Source organism: Planctobacterium sp. AWH2_060 (assembly GCF_056158425.1).
The window spans coordinates 977,901-995,590 of sequence record NZ_JBSWTG010000001.1 but is presented as its reverse complement, the minus strand read 5'-3'; the positions used below and the strand labels follow the sequence as shown (position 1 = coordinate 995,590).

Here is a 17,690-nt window from a genome sequence, read left to right as displayed (position 1 = left end):
CGGATTTGCGAAAAATCCGATTCATTAATTACAACCGGGCTTGAATCTACCCGGTCAATATACTTTAGACTGATTCTTTGAATAATTCGCGACCAATCAGCATACGACGTATTTCAGAAGTACCGGCACCGATTTCATAAAGTTTGGCGTCGCGCAGCAAGCGTCCAGTGGGATATTCATTGATATAGCCATTACCGCCCAATAACTGAATAGCGTCCAGCGCCATTTTGGTGGCCAATTCTGCCGCATAAAGAATCGCACCTGCAGCATCTTTACGGGTGGTTTCGCCACGGTCGCAAGCTTTGGCTACGGTGTAAACGTAGGCACGCGCTGCATTCATCTGAGTGTACATATCGGCAACTTTACCTTGTACCAATTGGAATTCACCGATGGATTGACCAAACTGCTTGCGGTCGTGAATGTAGGGCACCACGATATCCATGGCAGCTTGCATAATACCGATAGGGCCACCAGAAAGTACCAGTCGTTCGTAATCCAGGCCGCTCATCAGCACGCGCACACCGCCGCCAACTTCACCCAGAATGTTTTCTTCAGGAACTTCTACATCTTCGAATACCAGCTCGCAGGTATTGGAAGAGCGCATACCCAATTTGTCCAGCTTTTGCGCCTGCGAGAAACCGGCAAAGCCTTTTTCAACGATAAAAGCGGTGATCCCTTTGGAGCCACCTTTAACGTCAGTTTTTGCGTAAATCACGAAAGTGCTGGCGTCAGGACCATTGGTGATCCACATCTTGTTACCGTTAAGAATGTAACGGTCGCCTTTTTTATCCGCACGCAATTTCATGCTGACCACATCAGAACCGGCGTTAGGCTCACTCATGGCCAAAGCGCCAATGTGCTCACCGCTTACCAGTCTAGGCAGGTACTTTTCTTTTTGCGCTGCGGTACCGTTTTTGTGGATCTGATTGACACACAGGTTACTATGAGCACCATAGCTTAAACCTATGCCAGCTGATGCACGGCTAATTTCTTCCATAGCGACAACGTGGGCCAGATAACCCATATCCACACCGCCGTATTCTTCCGCGACGGTCATACCTAACAGGCCCATTTCACCGAATTGAGTCCACAGCTGGTTGGGGAAGGCGTTATCTTCATCGGATTTTTCTGCCAGAGGCGCAATTTCGCCCTGCGCGAACTGGTAAATACCTTCTCTTAACGCATCAATATCTTCGCCAAGATCAAAATTTAATGTAGGGTAGGGAGTATTCATGGATTTACACACCTTTGGTTAATTCAGATAATTCTTCTTTACAACGCAGCTCCACGTCATTTAGCTCATTCATCAGCATCTGAATATCTTCCATTTGCTGTTTCATGATGGCGCGTTTCTCATGCGTCATGCGTAACATTTCTTCTAGTTGTACTTTTGAGCTTTGATGAGAATCATAGAGCTCAAACAAGGTTTTGGTTTCAGCTAAAGAAAATCCCAGACGTTTGCCGCGTAGGATCAACTTTAGCCGAACTCTATCTTTTTTATTGTAGATACGGCTTTGACCGGCTCGCTCTGGTGCCAGCAGGCCTTGCTCTTCGTAAAAACGAATAGAGCGGGGGGTAATGTCAAATTCTTTTGACAATTCACCAATAGAATAAGTTTGCTCACTCACAGGTTTACCTTTACGTTCACGTAAGGAATAAGTTAACGTAAAGGTAAAGTAACCCTGACAACTTTTCAACATTCTATTTACAACCGATTTCGACAAAGTTATCGCTTGCGTCCAGAATGTTGTACAGGATGGAGATGGTCCTAAAGTACAGTCGCTTAGATTGACCAAATAGACCACAATGCCAACATCATCAGCAAAGGTAATGAAAATGACAACAGAAAATATCGTTATTGTATCTGCCAAACGCACCCCAATGGGTGCATTTATGGGCAGCTTATCCCCTCTGACCTCTACAGAACTGGGCGCTGGTGCCATTGCCAGTGTCTTGGCCGATTGCCAGGCAGACGCCAACCAGGTTGATGAAGTGATTATGGGCTGTGTATTGCCTGCTGGTCTGGGGCAATCGCCTGCAAGACAAGCAGCACTGGCGGGTGGTTTACCGCTTTCTGCTGGTGTAACCACAATTAACAAAGTATGTGGTTCGGGTATGAAGGCCGTTATGATGGCTCATGACTTTATCAAAGCTGGAAGTGCCGAAGTGGTGATAGCAGGTGGTATGGAAAGCATGTCCAATGCACCTTATTTATTGCCTAAAGCCCGTGGCGGTTATCGCATGGGTCATGGCCAGGTTCATGATCACATGATGCTGGATGGTCTGGAAAATGCCTACGACGGTCAAGCGATGGGTTGTTTTGCTCAGGCTACTGCCGATGCAGAAGGTATCACTCGTGAAGACATGGACGCGTTTGCTTTGTCTTCTTTGGATAAGGCCAAAACTGCCATAGCTGAAGGTTACTTCAAAAATGAAGTGTCTGATGTGGTGATTCAGGGCCGTAAAGGCAATCTGGTGGTCAGCGAAGATGAGTCTCCGGCTAAAGCCATGCCAGAGAAAATCCCCAATTTACGTCCGGCATTTAAAAAAGACGGCACAGTGACAGCTGCAAACTCCAGCTCTATCTCTGATGGTGCCGCTGCGCTTATGATTATGACAGAGTCCAAAGCTAAATCATTGGGCCTTGAGCCACTGGCTCGCATTGTCGCTCATTCCACCAATTCGATTGAGCCAGAAAACTTCACAGTCGCGCCGGTGGGTGCAATGCAGAAGTTAATGGATAAAGCGGGTTGGTCGTTAAATGACGTAGATCTATTCGAAATCAATGAAGCCTTCGCTATGGTGACCATGTTGGCGGTGCGTCAGCTAGAGCTTGACGAAAGCAAGGTTAATGTCAACGGCGGTGCTTGTGCACTGGGGCATCCTATTGGCGCATCAGGTGCCCGAATTCTGGTGACTTTGATCCACGCCTTAAAACGTCTGGGTAAGTCAAAAGGCGTTGCGTCATTGTGTATTGGTGGTGGTGAAGCAACTGCGATTGCCGTAGAAGTGATGTAATTCTGCTAAGTTGTTCTACAAAAGCTGGCCAGTGCGCCAGCTTTTTTGTTTTAAACCTTAAACTAATTGCTCTCAAAGTAGGTTTTGATACTGTTTAATTCGCTTGCCAGTTCATCACAAGCAGTAATCAACTGATCTGAACTCTCTCCGCTGCGAATCGCTTTTCTGATTTGCATACACAGGTTATAAGCTTGTGGCAGTGCCAGTTTATTAGATTGCTTTTGCAACTCATTAATACTGGAAGCCAGCTCAAGTGAATCTGATGCGGCTTCTTGCTGCACTTTTTCCAGAAGTGTTGGCAATGTAGTAAAAAATGATTGCAGGGCGCTGTGCCAGGCAGAAAAACTAACGCTGTGGTTGTGAATGCCCACCGCCTTATCTACACCCGGTATCTCATTAATAAACTGCATATCGCCCAAGATATCATTTATTAACTGGCTGACCTTCTCAAACTCTTCAGCTTTTAATCGGTTTTCAATCTGATTAAAGGTATCGCCTATATTCGCAAAACCAAAGTTAGCTGCTGAGCCTCTGATCGTATGCGCTAATTCAGTTAATTCCGTCCAGTTTTCTGACTGCCATAGCATGACCGCCTGTTCTACTTCCTGATTAAGCTGAGTGGCATAATTGTCAATCAACTTCACCATGTCCTCTTCCTGGCCGGCGAGTGGTGTCGTATCTTTTGGTTGCCTTGGGGGGGAGATTTCGGTACCTGGCACTTTACTTTCGGAGGTGATCAGAAAGTCCTGTAAGTAGTTTTCCAGTAATGCAACCAGATCTTCTCTGGGCAAAGGCTTGGGCAGGTGTGCAGTAAACCCTTCACGCATGTATTGTTCAACTTCATGCTTCATATTGTTGGCGGTCAGTGCGATAACCGGAGTATTGGGCTGAGATTGCTTAATTTGTTTAAGCGCTTGTCCACCATCCATTACCGGCATTTGAATATCCAAAAAGACCAAATCAAATTCTTCTTTTAACGCTGCATTGCAGGCCAAAAGACCATTTTCGACATCGGTAACCTGAAGTCCCATTCGGGAAAGCATTAATCGGATCAGTTCTCGGTTATTGGGGTGATCTTCAGCCAACAACACTTTTGCCTGATTAAACTTAGGTAATTTCTGCTTTTGTGCCTCCACCGTTTGGGTGACAACCCGTGCTTCGTCACCTGAGGTGATCCAGCGACAATCAGGAGCCGGTTGTAGTTTAATGGCCACTACGAATTCTGAGCCTTTACCTTCTTCGCTAGACACAGTCAGATCACCGCCTAAACCTTGTGCCAAATGACGGGAAATAGATAAGCCTAACCCAGAACCTCCAAAACGACGATTAATAGAACCATCAGCTTGCTGGAAGGGCTGGAACAACTCCTGTTGATTCGCCTTACTGATGCCTATGCCGGTATCTCTGACGCCGATAAGTAGTTGGTTTTCAACTGTTTTAACCGATACATTGATACTGCCTTTTTCGGTAAATTTCAGGGCATTGTTGGTGAGGTTAAACAGTATTTGTCGAAGGCGAGTGGGGTCTGTAATAACGGCACTGGGCAAGGGATAACGAAAATGTAAATCAAAGCTCAAACCTTTGTCTCTTGCGCGTTTTCCGGTTACTGACTCGATCTGTGCAAGTAGCGGGATCAGCGGTGTGGCAATATTTTCAAATTCCAGCTTGTTCGCTTCAATTTTAGTAAAGTCCAAAATGTCACTAATAACATTCAGCAGATGGTTACCGTTTTCACAGATGATTTTAATAACTCTGTGCTCTTCCTTTACCGGAATGTCTCCCTGCAGGATACTGTCGGCATAGCCAATAATGGATGTCAGCGGTGTGCGAATTTCGTGGCTCATATTTGCCAGGAAAGCAGATTTGGTATGGGTGGCAGTTTCTGCCTGCACTTTGGCTTTTTCTAACTCTGCAGATACTTTGGCCAGCCGTTGTTTTTCTCGGGAAACTGTAAAGATCCAAAAGGCCAGTGTTAACAGGGCACAGACAAGTGTAAAAGCAATGAACTGGGTCTGTTGCGAGCGTTCTTTTTCTACCGCTCCTTGTAACTGCAATATTTTGTTTTGCTCTTCAAGCTTTTCGATTTCGGCAGCTTTTGTTTCGCTTTCAAACATTGCTTGCATTACAACCAGTTGTGTTTTGTCCTTTTCTGCCTGGTAACTACTTTCCAGTTCCATGTATTCTGTTAAAGAGTCGATTGCGTTGGCTAAATCTCCTTGAGCTCTATATATCTCAGACTCGATTTTTAGAATTTTTAATAAAGCAACGTTATCATTTTTTTCGCTGGCTAGGGCACGAGCCTCGTTTAGCCATAATACCGCTTCATCTAATTTTCCAAGACCAAGGTAGGCTTTTGCCAATCCTCTTGTTGAGTACTCAACGGTATAAACTTGCTGATGCTTCTTGGCTAAGTTTAGTGCTTCGTTAAACAATGCCAGGGCTTCTTCATATTCAGCTTTGGCTAAATAAACATCACCTTGTCCGTTGCGTATTAGGGCTATTCCAAAAGTATCGTTTTCGGCCCGATACATAGCTAAAGAGCGTTTGTAAAATTCAAGAGATTTTTCTATTTGGCCCATTTTAAAATGAGTATCAGCAATTCCTTTATAGGCACTACTTTGAGGGAGCAAATCATTACTTTGCTTATAATAATCAAGTGCTGATGCATAAAGTTTGGCTTCGATATAAGTGTTGGCAATATTGTTGTAAACGTAACTGAGATACTGTTGGTTCCCAGTTACTTGATAGTAATCAGCAGCTTCAAGATATTGGTTTATCGCCCTGGTGTGCTCTCCGATACTCTGTAATACATTTCCCTGCAGCATTTTTGAACGCGCCAGGATTTCCATTAAATTATGCTGCAAAGCAATGGATTCAGACTCCTTCGCTTTTGCCATGGAGTCCTCAAATTTTGAGAGAAAATATAGCGCGTATGCTGCGCCGTTTAGCACTTTGCCACGACTGACAGGATCGGGGTTTATCCTGAAAAAATTCTCTGATTCTTTGGCTATCTTAAGTGCTTCTTCTGGTTTAACTCTTGCTAATTCTTCTACTTTTTCAACAAAATAATTAGACGTTAGCTTATTCTGAGCGAGTTCGTCTGCACTCGCCATGGTAAACCAGACAGTGAAACATGTAATAGCCGCTACATGAGCGGCTAGCTTATTTGCAGTTTTAATGATCACACAAGTATTTAGTGGTTCTGTAGATTAACTTTGAATTTATTATCTCTGTTATCCGTGTTACCTGCGTTTGTTTCAATTCCGTGCCATTGACCAGTATTTGAAATTAAATTTGAAGCAAGCGTTTTTCTTAGGCTTTCTTCATTTTGTGACAAAATGTGCTCAATATCATCCACGCCGGCGGTTTCTAGCATCAAGCGTTTTGTTTTACTGTCCGCACAATTAAACGCTGTCAGTTTGTCTGCATTTGTGGATAGCTCAATGTAAAATCGACTTAAATTGTCCATGCCATTTTCCTCTTTATTACATTCTAATGATAATTAAATCCCTCTTTCCTGGGATCTAAGATAAGCCATGCTGCTTAATTGGCTTAATTCTTTAATTCATAAGGTTCATTCCAGTGTGCAATATCACTCGCAGTGATTCCTAGCCACTCGAGACGCTCTTCTGCAAAAGAGGACTCATTACAAGCAGGAACATATAACGTGGAAATCACGCTTACTTTGCTTTTCGCCAACCTGGATATTTCAATCCAATCTTTTCTCGGTTGAAAACCGGGAAGTGTTGGAGCTTCATATATACAGACTTTATGATTTGCAGGATAATATTCTTGCAATAATCGGCTCAACGCCTGTATGCCTTGCTCTCCGGGAGTGAAATGATCACTTGTGTGCTCTCCAGTTAATCCCAATTGCCATAAAATCAGAGCGGCACTGGTATCAGGTGTTCGTTTTGTTAGTAAAAAACGGGTTGCTTCGTAAGATTGGCAGCCGGTATCTGCTGGGTCCAGGTCAAGATCTGCATACAGGCAAGCATCAGCGGCAATACCTGGCAACATTTTGACTGGAAAACCTTCATTTTTTAATACATTGCTGGCCAGACGGGTAGAGGTGACAAACACGCCTGGGTGCCCATAGAATACAGTAACGACCTGAACGCCATTGCGTACCAGGTCGACAATGTGCATGGCCATTTTTTTATAAATATCAGGGCGGGAAATACCTTCTTCATTATAATACTTGCCAAGGTGTTCGGTGGTGTCATTCAGGCTGATAATGTGCTGAATAGAGAGGGGGTTTGGGGCTACCAATAAGACTTTTTCTGCGTTTTTTATCAGACTTTCAGTTTCTAATGTCATGTGCCCAGGGTGAAGTCCACATCCGGCAATAGTCAGGCTGCCTTGTTTTGCAGTCATGTTTGATTTCCCTATTATCTTTTTCTATTCCATGTTAAGCATATGCCACTATCAAACAAGTCGCAATCCATAAAATAATAATCAATTGTTTTTACAGAGTGCTTACGAGCTACAAGGCCAGTACAACTGAAGCTATATATACGCACAAAACAAGCAACTCATGTGTTTTGAAAATATCGGCGTTGAAATTGGCAAATGGGTCATTGAAACGGCTTGTCAGCAATGTGCAAAATGGCATCAACTGGGATATAAAGGGCTTACCGTTGCAGTGAATATCTCGCCTGTGCAGTTTAAACGAGGGAACTTGCCAAACCATGTGTTCAGAGCCTTGCAAAAATTTCAATTAGATCCCTGTATGCTGGAGTTAGAGATCACTGAATCATTGTTTGTAGAAAATGCCGAGCACATTAAACAACAAATTTACGCCATGGTTGATAAAGGGATTAATTTTGCCATCGACGATTTCGGCACTGGATATTCAAATTTAAATTATCTGTCTAATTTTAATGCCTCCACATTGAAAATTGACATGTCTTTTGTGCGCAACATGTTAGCTAACAAACAGCAGCACATTGTGAACGCCATTATTCAGATGAGTCGTGCAATGAATCTTGAAAATGTGGCAGAAGGTGTAGAGACCGCTGAGATCGCAGCCGAACTAAAAGCACAAGGCTGTGCATACGGGCAGGGGTATTACTGGGCACCACCGCTGCCAGCAAGGGACTTTATCAAGCGTTTACACTCCCAAGTGGGTCGATTGGCGTCCGCGAGTTAGAGCGTTAAGTGCTAAAAAGAATTAGGGTCTGTAAGATGGATCGACATTTCTGCGGCCATGTGTCACTGTGCCGTGTCTGTCGGTATGGCTACCTCGACTTACCATAAAGCCCGTGGTGTTGCGATTTTCGTGATAATGAAAATGGTCCACTGAGCCTGAGCGACGTCTTATTTCAATTGACCCTGACCGGGTACGCTGCTGACCATGAGTTCGGTTAGCATTGTCTCGGCGATCACTGGCAGTCTCATATATTCTGTGATGGGTAATTTGATCTCCACGTGGTCTGTTCATATCACTCTCTTGCTAATCGGCATATTTCTTAACCATATGCAAGAAAGTCTAATTGTGCAAATTATTACTCTGTAATTCTCCATTTTTAACTTGCCAATCTTCTGTTCCGATGGGTTTTCAATCGGGAGTGTAAGCTCTGGTTGTCACTTTCAAAGATGATATTTTTTAAATTGACGTTAACGTAAAGGTCAAAACTCTGCTAAAGTCGCTACAATTTCTTAACATTAACAAAAGAGCTTGTACCCTATGCAAACCGTTCCCTTGTTAATTGACGGCGAATTCGTCGCCTCTCAAAGCACAAAAACTATCGATGTAACTAACCCTGCCAACAATGAAACTATTGCCCTGGCACCTGTGGCAGAAGCCATGGAAGTGGAAAAGGCTGTTGCATCCGCAAAAGCCGCTTTTGAAACCTGGCGTGAAACGCCGGTTTCTGAACGTGCCCGCGTGATGATGCGTTACCAGGCATTGTTAAAAGAAAACCACGACGAAATTGCCAAAATCCTGAGTCAGGAAACCGGCAAAACCTTCGCTGATGCAAAAGGCGATGTTTGGCGTGGTATTGAAGTTGTAGAGCAAGCCATTAATATGCCGGCTCTGATGATGGGTGAAACGGTAGAAAACGTTGCTCGTGGTATCGATACTTATAGCTACATCCAACCTTTGGGTGTTTGCGCCGGTATTACTCCCTTTAACTTCCCTGCTATGATCCCCTTGTGGATGTTCCCGATGGCTATAGCAGCGGGTAATACTTTTGTACTTAAGCCTTCTGAGCAAGATCCCATGACGCCAATGAAACTGGCAGAACTGTTCATGCAAGCCGGTGCGCCTAAAGGTGTGTTAAACGTGCTGCACGGTGATAAATCAACTGTAGACGGTTTGTTACATCATCAGGACATCAAAGCGGTTTCGTTTGTTGGCTCTGTGCCAGTAGGTCAGTATATTTATAAAACGGCTACCGAAAATATGAAACGCGCACAGTGTTTTGCCGGTGCTAAAAACCACAGCGTTATTATGCCAGATGCCAATAAGGCTCAGGTTCTGAATAACCTGGTAGGCTCATCTGTGGGCGCTGCGGGGCAACGTTGTATGGCGATTTCTGTTGCTGTATTTGTAGGTAGTGCTCAGGAATGGATTGATGAGTTGGTACCACTGTTCAATGACGTAAAACCAGGCCTTTGGGATGATGAGTCAGCGGCATTTGGTCCAGTGATCAGCCCGGCAGCCAAAGAACGCGTTTTAGCCCATATTCAAAAAGGTAAAGAGCAGGGTGCTACCTGCTTAGTGGATGGCTCTGTATGTACTGTTGAAGGATATGAGTCAGGAAACTGGATTGGTCCAACTTTGTTCAGCAATGTTACGCGTGAAATGAGCATTTACCAGGAAGAGATTTTTGGTCCGGTACTTTGCTGCATGTGTGTAGACACACTGGAAGAGGCTATCGCACTGGTTAACGCCAATCCTTACGGCAACGGTACCTCAATCTTTACTGCCAGCGGCGCTGCTGCACGTAAATACCAACACGAAATTGAGGTAGGTCAGGTAGGTATCAATGTACCCATCCCTGTGCCACTACCTTTCTTCTCCTTCACTGGCTGGAAAAACTCATTCTTCGGTGATTTGCATGCTTATGGTAAGCAGGCTGTGCGTTTCTACACCGAAACCAAAACGATTACTTCTCGTTGGTTTGAAGACGATATTCCTACCGGTCCAAACATGACCATTCACTTGCGTTAATAAAGGGGTGAGATGTGAACTTTAATCTGACTGATGATCAAATTGCGTTTGCTGATACTGCCAGACAGTTTGCAGAGCAGGAATTAGCGCCTCATGCCGCAAAATGGGATAAAGAGCACTACTTTCCAAAAGAAGTGATCCAAAAAGCGGGTGAACTAGGTTTTTGTGGCCTGTATGCACCAGAAGAAGTCGGTGGTCTTGGACTGTCTCGTTTAGATTCTTCTATTATTTTTGAACAGCTGGCTATGGGCTGTACGGCGACTACGGCCATGATGACCATTCACAATATGGCCTCCTGGATGATTGCCACCTGGGGCACAGAAGCGGTTAAAAGCGAATGGTGCGAAGCACTGGTAATGGGCGAAAAACTGGCCTCATATTGTTTAACCGAGCCGGGTTCGGGCAGTGATGCCGCGTCGTTGCGTACATCCGCGAAATGCGAAGGTGATGAGTATGTCATCAACGGCTCTAAGATGTTCATCTCTGGTGCCGGTGAAACCGACGTCATGGTAGTAATGGTGCGTACCGGTGAAGCTGGCCCTAAAGGCATTTCTGCGGTAGTTGTTCCAGCTGATGCTGAAGGTATTATTTACGGCAAAGCCGAAGAAAAAATGGGTTGGAATGCTCAGCCTACACGTCTTGTAACCTTTGAAAATGTGCGCATCCCAGTCACTAATCTATTGGGTGAAGAAGGTCAGGGCTTTACTTTTGCCATGAAAGGTCTTGACGGCGGTCGAATTAACATCGCCACCTGTTCTATTGGTACTGCACAGCAAGCTCTGAATACAGCCAAAAACTATATGCAGGAGCGCTCTCAGTTCGGTAAACCTCTGGCGGCATTTCAGGCGCTACAATTTAAAATTGCTGATATGACCACCGAACTGGTTGCCGCACGTCAAATGGTGCGTCTGGCTGCTTTTAAACTGGACAATAATGATCCAGAAATGACGGCTTATTGTGCGATGGCGAAACGCTTCGCTACTGACATTGGTTTTAAAGTGTGTGACGAAGCCCTGCAAATCCACGGTGGTTATGGTTACATTCAGGAGTACCCACTGGAGCGTCATGTGCGCGATGTACGTGTACACCAAATCCTGGAAGGTACAAACGAAATCATGCGTCTGATTGTAGGCCGTCGGGTTCTGGCAGAAGGTGCCGGCGAATTACTCTAAAAACAAGGAGAATAAAATGAGCGAAGCGCCAGTTTTATTTTCAACCGTTGCGCTAAAAAACGGTAAGCTGCTTGGCCATGCACAGCTTAATTTGCCCAAGGCACTTAATGCCCTGAATCTGGAAATGGTGCAGTTGTTGACTAAACAACTGCAAAGCTGGCAAGCCGATAAAGAAATCGCGGCGGTGGTGTTAAGCGGGGCCGGTGAAAAGGCTTTTTGTGCCGGTGGTGATGTGGTGTCTTTATATAAGGCAATGCAGGCTGAACCTAACAAAACTCCCAGTTCTGTTGAGACCTTTTTTACAGAAGAGTATCAACTGGACTTTTTAATTCACACCTACAGCAAGCCTGTAGTGGTTTGGGGTAACGGTTTCATCATGGGCGGTGGTATTGGTTTGTTTTCCGGTGCCAGCCACAAGGTAGTGACCGAAACAACGCGTCTGGCCATGCCGGAGATCACCATCGGATTATTCCCTGATGTGGGTGGAAGCTACTTCCTGAACCAGCTTAAAGACAACATGGGGCTGTTTTTAGGCTTAACCGGTGTGCAGATCAACGCGACTGATGCCAGATTAATCAGTATGGCGGATTATGCCGTTGCCGATACCAGCGTTGACGCTTTTATGGATAAGTTGGCAAGTGCGGAATTTGCTGCAGTTGCCGATGGGCTCAACCTGGTATTGACCGAACTGAGCTCTGTATCAGAAGACAAACTACCTGTCTCTAACATCGCTCAGTTTGAACCGCAGATCCGGAGCGCTATTGCACAGACATCATTGACTGATGTTGTGGCTGAGGTGAGTAAATGGCTCGAGTCAGATGAAAAATGGCTTAACCGGGCCGCTAAAACCCTGGTCAATGGCTCTCCGGTCACTCAGCGTTTGGTGTGGGAGCAGTTGCAAAGAGGTAAACAACTGTCTTTAGCTGACTGTTTTCGTATGGAATTGATTATGGCCTGTCGCTGCGCGTCAGCAGGGGAGTTTCAGGAAGGGGTCAGAGCCTTGCTGATTGATAAGGATGGAGCACCCAATTGGCTCTACCCGTCACAGGACATGATCCCGGAAGAGTTTATCGCTTCGTTTTTTACTCGTAACTGGACTGAGCAAAGCCATCCATTGGCTAATTTAGGAGTCGCATAATAATGGCAAGCATAGGATTTATTGGTTTAGGTAATATGGGTGGCCCTATGGCTGCCAACCTGGTTAATGCCGGTCACAATGTTAAAGTCTTTGACCTGGTAGCTGAGAATGTTGCAAAAGTGGTTGAGCAGGGCGCGCTTAAGGCGGACTCCGCAGCGGATGTAGTCACAGATGTGGATTTTGTGATCAGCATGCTACCCGCAGGTAAACACGTAAAATCGCTGTTTGTTTCTGAGCAGGGGATTAGTGCCCATATTAAAAAAGGCGCCATGGTGATTGACTCCAGCACAATCGATGCCGCTTCAGCCAAAGTGGTGGGCGAGCATTTAACCTCTCTGGATATCAGTTTTGTTGACGCTCCGGTTTCCGGTGGTGTCGCGGGTGCCCAGGGTGGAACACTCACTTTTATCGTAGGTGGCAGTGACGCGAACTTTAACAAAGCTAAGCCTGTGTTAGAGGCGATGGGCAAAAACATCTTCCATGCTGGTGAGATTGGTGCCGGTCAGGTAGCCAAAATCTGCAATAACATGCTGTTAGCTATTTTGATGACAGGAACCTCAGAAGCATTGCAAATGGGGATCAAGCACGGTTTGGATCCGAAAGTTTTGTCTGACATTATGTTGCAAAGCTCAGGGCGTAACTGGACATTAGAGCTTTATAACCCCTGTCCTGATGTACTGCCTAATGTGCCTTCTTCCAAAGGCTACGAAGGTGGATTTATGGTGGATCTAATGAAAAAAGATCTGGGACTGGCAATGGAGGCTGCGAATCAGAGTCAATCTATGACTCCGATGGGGGCATTGGCGCAAAATCTTTATCAGATATTGAGTGCCCAGGGCCAGGGGAACAAAGATTTTTCCAGTATTTTCCAGTTGTTGGGTCAAACCAAACATTAACAAAGGCAAACTGAGATCATGAATTTAAAAGATAAAGTAATTGCAATTACAGGTGCCGCGCAGGGCCTGGGTCGTGCAATGGCCGATATTTTGGCAGATGAAGGTGCTCATATCGCGTTGTTGGACATGAAAGAAGACAATCTGAATCAGGCCGTAGCCGAACTTTCAGAAAAAGGCATTACTGCCCGTCCTTATGTGGTGAATGTCACGAATGAACAAGAAGTTGAAGCGGTATTTGAACGCATTGCAGAAGACTTTAAGCAGTTAAATGGCTTAATTAACAGTGCTGGTATCATGCGTGATGGCATGTTACTTAAAGTCAAAGAAGGCAAAGTTCAAAAGAAAATGCCATTGGAGCAGTTTCAGTCGGTTTTAGACGTTAACGTAACTGGTACTTTTTTATGTGCTCGTGAAGCAGCTGCTAAAATGGTAGATCTGGGCTGTGAAGGTGTGATTATAAATGTCTCATCTGTATCCCGTGCCGGAAACATGGGCCAAACTAATTATTCCGCCTCTAAAGCGGCTGTAGCGACAATGACCGTCACCTGGGCAAAAGAGTTGGCTCGCTTTGGCATTCGTGCAGCTTGTATTGCTCCAGGATTGGTGGATACCGACATGGCCCGCCAAATGCGCCCGGAAATGATGGAGATGTTTTTAAGTACAGTTCCCTTGCGACGTCTGGCGAAGGTGGAAGAGTTGGGGCAAACCGCCAAGTTTATCTTCAAAAACGACTACTTTACTGGCCGTGTTATTGAGCTTGATGGTGGTACTCGCGTCTAAACCGCCATTAAAACTTTCCTAATCGCACGTTTCTTCAGCAAACGTGCGCTCTCATACCAAAGGATAGTAGCCAAACGGTGACTATTGGGTATGCTAATCACAAGTAAATAATTCATTTTCTTTTATGTCCGAACAGACCGAAAAAAACAAGGCTGTATTTTTAGACCGTGATGGTGTTATCAATGAAGATCACGGTTATACCTTTCGCATCAGTGATTTTAAGTTTTTTGATGGGGTTTTCCCCGCTTGTCGACGCTTTATGTCGATGGGTTACAAATTGGTGATAGTGACCAATCAATCAGGAATTGCTCGAGGTTATTACTCTGAGGCAGATTTCGAAAATTTAACAGATTACATGCTTAACGAGTTTAAACAGCAAGGTGTTTATATTGATGCCGTGTATCACTGTCCACACCATGGTCAGGAAGGTTATGGTGACTACAAAGTGGATTGTGATTGTCGCAAACCTAAGCCAGGTATGTTATATACCGCAGCCAGTGAGCTAAATATTGATTTAAGTCAGTCTGTTATGATTGGCGACAAAATCACTGACATGATTGCTGGAAAGGCGGCAGGTGTAAAAAAATGCATATTAATCTCACACAACCAGTCTGGAGTATCGGGAGAATTAGCAGACGCGGTTGCACCTTCCCTTTTACATGTCAGAATTTGAGCACTTAGACGCAATGAGTATTTTAGTTTCTGCGCAATCCAGGTAGTATGGGGAATTAAAATGCCTGTGTATGCTAAATACATCTGATTTTAGGGAAAAGAATGGCGACATCCATTTCAGTATTGCTGATAACCGAAAACCTGGTGCGACAGCAATCCGTTACTGATTTACTGACCGAAAGGAATGTGAATGTAATTCATGTTCAGGATTCCAGTCATGCGGTTTCCATGTTGAAACAGCAAACAGTGGATCTGATCATTTCAGATACCTTTATTGGCCAGATGGACGCCTGGCGTCTGGTCAGAATGGTGCGGGCCAATTTATTTGGCGTACCGTCAGACACCCCCTATATTCTCATCACTGACACCCATTGTGAGCATATTGCAAAAACCACAGCATCTGCGTTTACTATTAACCACGTTGTTGCCGCCGAACATCTGGACAGGTTACCCGATCTGGTTACAGCTTTTTCAGATAGCAATGAACCGGTAGACAACAGAATGTCTGTTTTGGTTGTAGAAGACGACCCTGATATTGCCGAGCTGGCGTCTCGATTATTAAAAAACAATTACCGTGTTCAGGTGGCAAATACCGGAACACTCGGCGTCGAAAAATTCAAAGCAGGCAAATTTGATATTGTGTTATTGGATGTGCAGTTGCCGGAGATGTCCGGTGGTGAGGTATTGAAGCACATACTGGCAGTCAACGCTCAACAGGCCGTCGTCATTATGACAGCCCATGGCAGTACTGAACTTGCCGAACAACTACTCATTGATGGTGCAGTAGATTTTATTTCTAAACCATTTAAAGGAGAACAATTACGCAAAGTCATTGCTATTGCAGCGCAGCGTGAAAATTACCTGGTCAGTAATAGTCAATTCGAAGATAAAGTAAAGACCATCAAACGTCGGGAAGAACAATTCCGACAGTTATCTGAAGCTCACACTCGATTATTAAATCACTTATCAACCGTGGTGATGGAGCTGGATACCGAAGGCTATATCAAGTTTATCAATAAAGCGTGGGTACTATTAACCGGGTTTTCCAAAGATGACACTATGGGCAGATCCCTCGCGGATTTTGCTTTTGGTGATGATGGCAATACTCGTCAATATGTTCAACATAATTTAACGCAGATGTTGGAAGGCAAAGCCGTTTCTAAACGCATCGAATTTCAATTGGAAACGAAACACGGTGATGCTATCTGGGTAGAGGTGCAATTTAACGATTTGTATCGCCAGGGTAAGGTTTCCGGTGTTACACTGAACCTGGACAATATCGATGACCGCAAGAAAGCTGAAATGCAGCTTAATCATTTGGCATCTCACGACACTTTGACCAATCTTTACAATCGCCATTACTTTGATAACGAGTTAAATCGTCTTGCTGTGACCGCGCAGAAACAAGGTGTGGTGCATGCGTTACTGTACCTTGACTTAGATCACTTCAAAGTCATCAATGATACTCAGGGACATCATCAGGGGGATATCATCCTGAAAGAAGTCGCCAGCGCCATTTCCTCGGTTAAAAGAGAGGCTGACGTATTTTGTCGGGTTGGTGGGGATGAATTTGCGCTGCTTTTACCGCGCACTAATCAAAACGAAGCCCGAGAAATTGCCAATGAAATTTGTAGCTTGTTACAGCAAGGACATTATCAGTTTGGTGAACGAATTTTCAAAATTAGTTGCAGTATAGGCGCTACAGAAATTAACGGTGAGCAGACTGAGCCGGAAATGTATTTGCAGCAAGCTGATATCGCGCTTTATGTTGCTAAAAAGCGTGGCAGAAACCTGGTTCATGTGTTCGAAAAAGCTGACAAAGAAACTGAAGATTTTCAAATGTCTGTACAATGGGTGCACGTGCTACAAGAAGCGATCACCAAAGATCAGCTTATTTTGCATTTTCAGCCTGTTGTTGATGCGGTTACCCGACAAGTACATTACTTTGAGGCTTTAGTTCGCCTGGAGATCGATGGCAAATTGATTTTTCCGGGTGAATTTATCCCAGCCATCGAAAGAGTTGAAGACATCAACCTCCTGGATCACCAGGTAATTTCTAAAGCCATGAGCATGATTAGTAAACATTCTGTGTTAGAAAAAGTAGCAATCAACCTGTCTGCACAGGCTTTTAGTGACGAGCGTTTATTGCCATTGGTAGAAGAAAAACTCAATCAATATGGTGTTGACCCGCAACAAATTATTTTCGAAGTTACCGAAAGTGCCAGTTTAACTAATCTTGGGGCCACTCAGGACATGATTCAAAAGTTAATGGAGCTTGGATGTGAGTTTTCCATTGATGATTTCGGTACTGGTTTTAGTACCTTCAGTTACCTTAAACAATTGCCGGCCAACTGCGTCAAAGTCGATGGCTCATTTGTTAAAGACATGAAAGACAACCCCATAGATAAAGCGTTAGTAAAATCAATTTGTGAAGTTGCTCGTGCCTTAGATAAAACTACCGTGGCTGAGTTTGTCGAAGATGAAGAGACAGCACAAGAGCTTCAGGGATTAGGGGTTGATTACCTTCAGGGCTACCACATCAGTAAACCGTTAGGTATTGATGTTATTGAAGAACGTTACGAGTTAAAACGCAACGTAGGTAACTATTAATACCGGCTAGGTCAAATTGGGTAAGAAAATCAACCTATTTTTGACTGGTAGGATGATTAGTGAAAAAATAATCACTTTATTGGTACAAAATCGGTCAAATTTTGTGTAGATTACGCGCCTCGGTATCATAAAGGATGAAAATTGATACCTGGGTATAGGCAGGTGTAATTAGTCTAATTTAATGACGAAAACAGACTTTTATACCTTGACTAGTGTCTAATTGA

At 44.5% G+C, this 17,690-nt stretch carries 15 protein-coding genes; 9 read left to right on the top strand and 6 right to left on the bottom strand.

The window, feature by feature from the left end:
• Positions 1-64: 64 nt before the first annotated feature.
• Positions 65-1,234 (bottom strand): isovaleryl-CoA dehydrogenase, encoded by a 1,170-nt coding sequence (locus ACXAD8_RS04370; RefSeq protein WP_475225358.1) that lies wholly within the window; start codon positions 1,232-1,234, stop codon positions 65-67.
• 4 nt (positions 1,235-1,238) lie between these two features.
• Positions 1,239-1,628 (bottom strand): MerR family transcriptional regulator, encoded by a 390-nt coding sequence (locus ACXAD8_RS04365; RefSeq protein WP_229528025.1) that lies wholly within the window; start codon positions 1,626-1,628, stop codon positions 1,239-1,241.
• A 208-nt stretch (positions 1,629-1,836) separates the two neighbouring features.
• Here ACXAD8_RS04365 and ACXAD8_RS04360 point away from each other — a divergent pair, with 208 nt between their 5' ends.
• Positions 1,837-3,018: a thiolase family protein gene (locus ACXAD8_RS04360; protein WP_475225355.1), complete on the top strand. Its 1,182-nt coding sequence runs from the start codon at positions 1,837-1,839 to the stop codon at positions 3,016-3,018.
• Between the two features lie 62 nt (positions 3,019-3,080).
• Here the strand turns inward: ACXAD8_RS04360 and ACXAD8_RS04355 are convergent, their stop codons facing one another.
• From ACXAD8_RS04355 to ACXAD8_RS04345, 3 genes are all read right to left on the bottom strand, one after another.
• Positions 3,081-6,131, bottom strand: a complete 3,051-nt coding sequence (locus ACXAD8_RS04355) for an ATP-binding protein (RefSeq protein WP_475225352.1) — start codon at positions 6,129-6,131, stop codon at positions 3,081-3,083.
• 80 nt (positions 6,132-6,211) lie between these two features.
• Positions 6,212-6,487, bottom strand: a complete 276-nt coding sequence (locus tag ACXAD8_RS04350) for a hypothetical protein (protein ID WP_475225349.1) — start codon at positions 6,485-6,487, stop codon at positions 6,212-6,214.
• 83 nt (positions 6,488-6,570) lie between these two features.
• On the bottom strand, positions 6,571-7,395 hold the full coding sequence (locus ACXAD8_RS04345; protein ID WP_475225347.1) for an SAM-dependent methyltransferase: 825 nt from the start codon (positions 7,393-7,395) through the stop codon (positions 6,571-6,573).
• Between the two features lie 160 nt (positions 7,396-7,555).
• Between ACXAD8_RS04345 and ACXAD8_RS04340 the strand changes: the two genes are divergently transcribed.
• A complete protein-coding gene (locus tag ACXAD8_RS04340) occupies positions 7,556-8,170 on the top strand; it encodes an EAL domain-containing protein (RefSeq protein ID WP_475225344.1) in 615 nt (204 codons plus the stop codon).
• A gap of 21 nt (positions 8,171-8,191) precedes the next feature.
• Here ACXAD8_RS04340 and ACXAD8_RS04335 read toward each other — a convergent pair whose 3' ends face one another.
• Positions 8,192-8,461, bottom strand: coding sequence for a hypothetical protein (locus tag ACXAD8_RS04335; protein WP_475225342.1), 270 nt, complete (start codon positions 8,459-8,461; stop codon positions 8,192-8,194).
• A 246-nt stretch (positions 8,462-8,707) separates the two neighbouring features.
• On the opposite strand from ACXAD8_RS04335, the gene ACXAD8_RS04330 reads away from it, so the two are divergent.
• From ACXAD8_RS04330 to ACXAD8_RS04300, 7 genes are all read left to right on the top strand, one after another.
• The gene (locus tag ACXAD8_RS04330) at positions 8,708-10,198 is read left to right on the top strand and encodes a CoA-acylating methylmalonate-semialdehyde dehydrogenase (protein ID WP_475225340.1); all 1,491 of its coding nucleotides are present in this window, start codon (positions 8,708-8,710) and stop codon (positions 10,196-10,198) included.
• A gap of 14 nt (positions 10,199-10,212) precedes the next feature.
• A complete protein-coding gene (locus ACXAD8_RS04325) occupies positions 10,213-11,370 on the top strand; it encodes an acyl-CoA dehydrogenase family protein (RefSeq protein WP_475225337.1) in 1,158 nt (385 codons plus the stop codon).
• Positions 11,371-11,386: 16 nt separating this feature from the next.
• The gene (locus ACXAD8_RS04320) at positions 11,387-12,508 is read left to right on the top strand and encodes an enoyl-CoA hydratase/isomerase family protein (RefSeq protein WP_475225334.1); all 1,122 of its coding nucleotides are present in this window, start codon (positions 11,387-11,389) and stop codon (positions 12,506-12,508) included.
• Between the two features lie 2 nt (positions 12,509-12,510).
• The gene (gene mmsB, locus ACXAD8_RS04315; RefSeq protein ID WP_475225331.1) at positions 12,511-13,404 is read left to right on the top strand and encodes a 3-hydroxyisobutyrate dehydrogenase; all 894 of its coding nucleotides are present in this window, start codon (positions 12,511-12,513) and stop codon (positions 13,402-13,404) included.
• A gap of 18 nt (positions 13,405-13,422) precedes the next feature.
• Positions 13,423-14,184 (top strand): SDR family oxidoreductase, encoded by a 762-nt coding sequence (locus ACXAD8_RS04310; protein ID WP_475225329.1) that lies wholly within the window; start codon positions 13,423-13,425, stop codon positions 14,182-14,184.
• Between the two features lie 124 nt (positions 14,185-14,308).
• Positions 14,309-14,857, top strand: coding sequence for a D-glycero-beta-D-manno-heptose 1,7-bisphosphate 7-phosphatase (gene gmhB, locus ACXAD8_RS04305; protein ID WP_475225327.1), 549 nt, complete (start codon positions 14,309-14,311; stop codon positions 14,855-14,857).
• A 101-nt stretch (positions 14,858-14,958) separates the two neighbouring features.
• Positions 14,959-17,466, top strand: coding sequence for a GGDEF/EAL domain-containing response regulator (locus ACXAD8_RS04300; protein ID WP_475225325.1), 2,508 nt, complete (start codon positions 14,959-14,961; stop codon positions 17,464-17,466).
• The last annotated feature ends 224 nt before the right edge of the window (positions 17,467-17,690 follow it).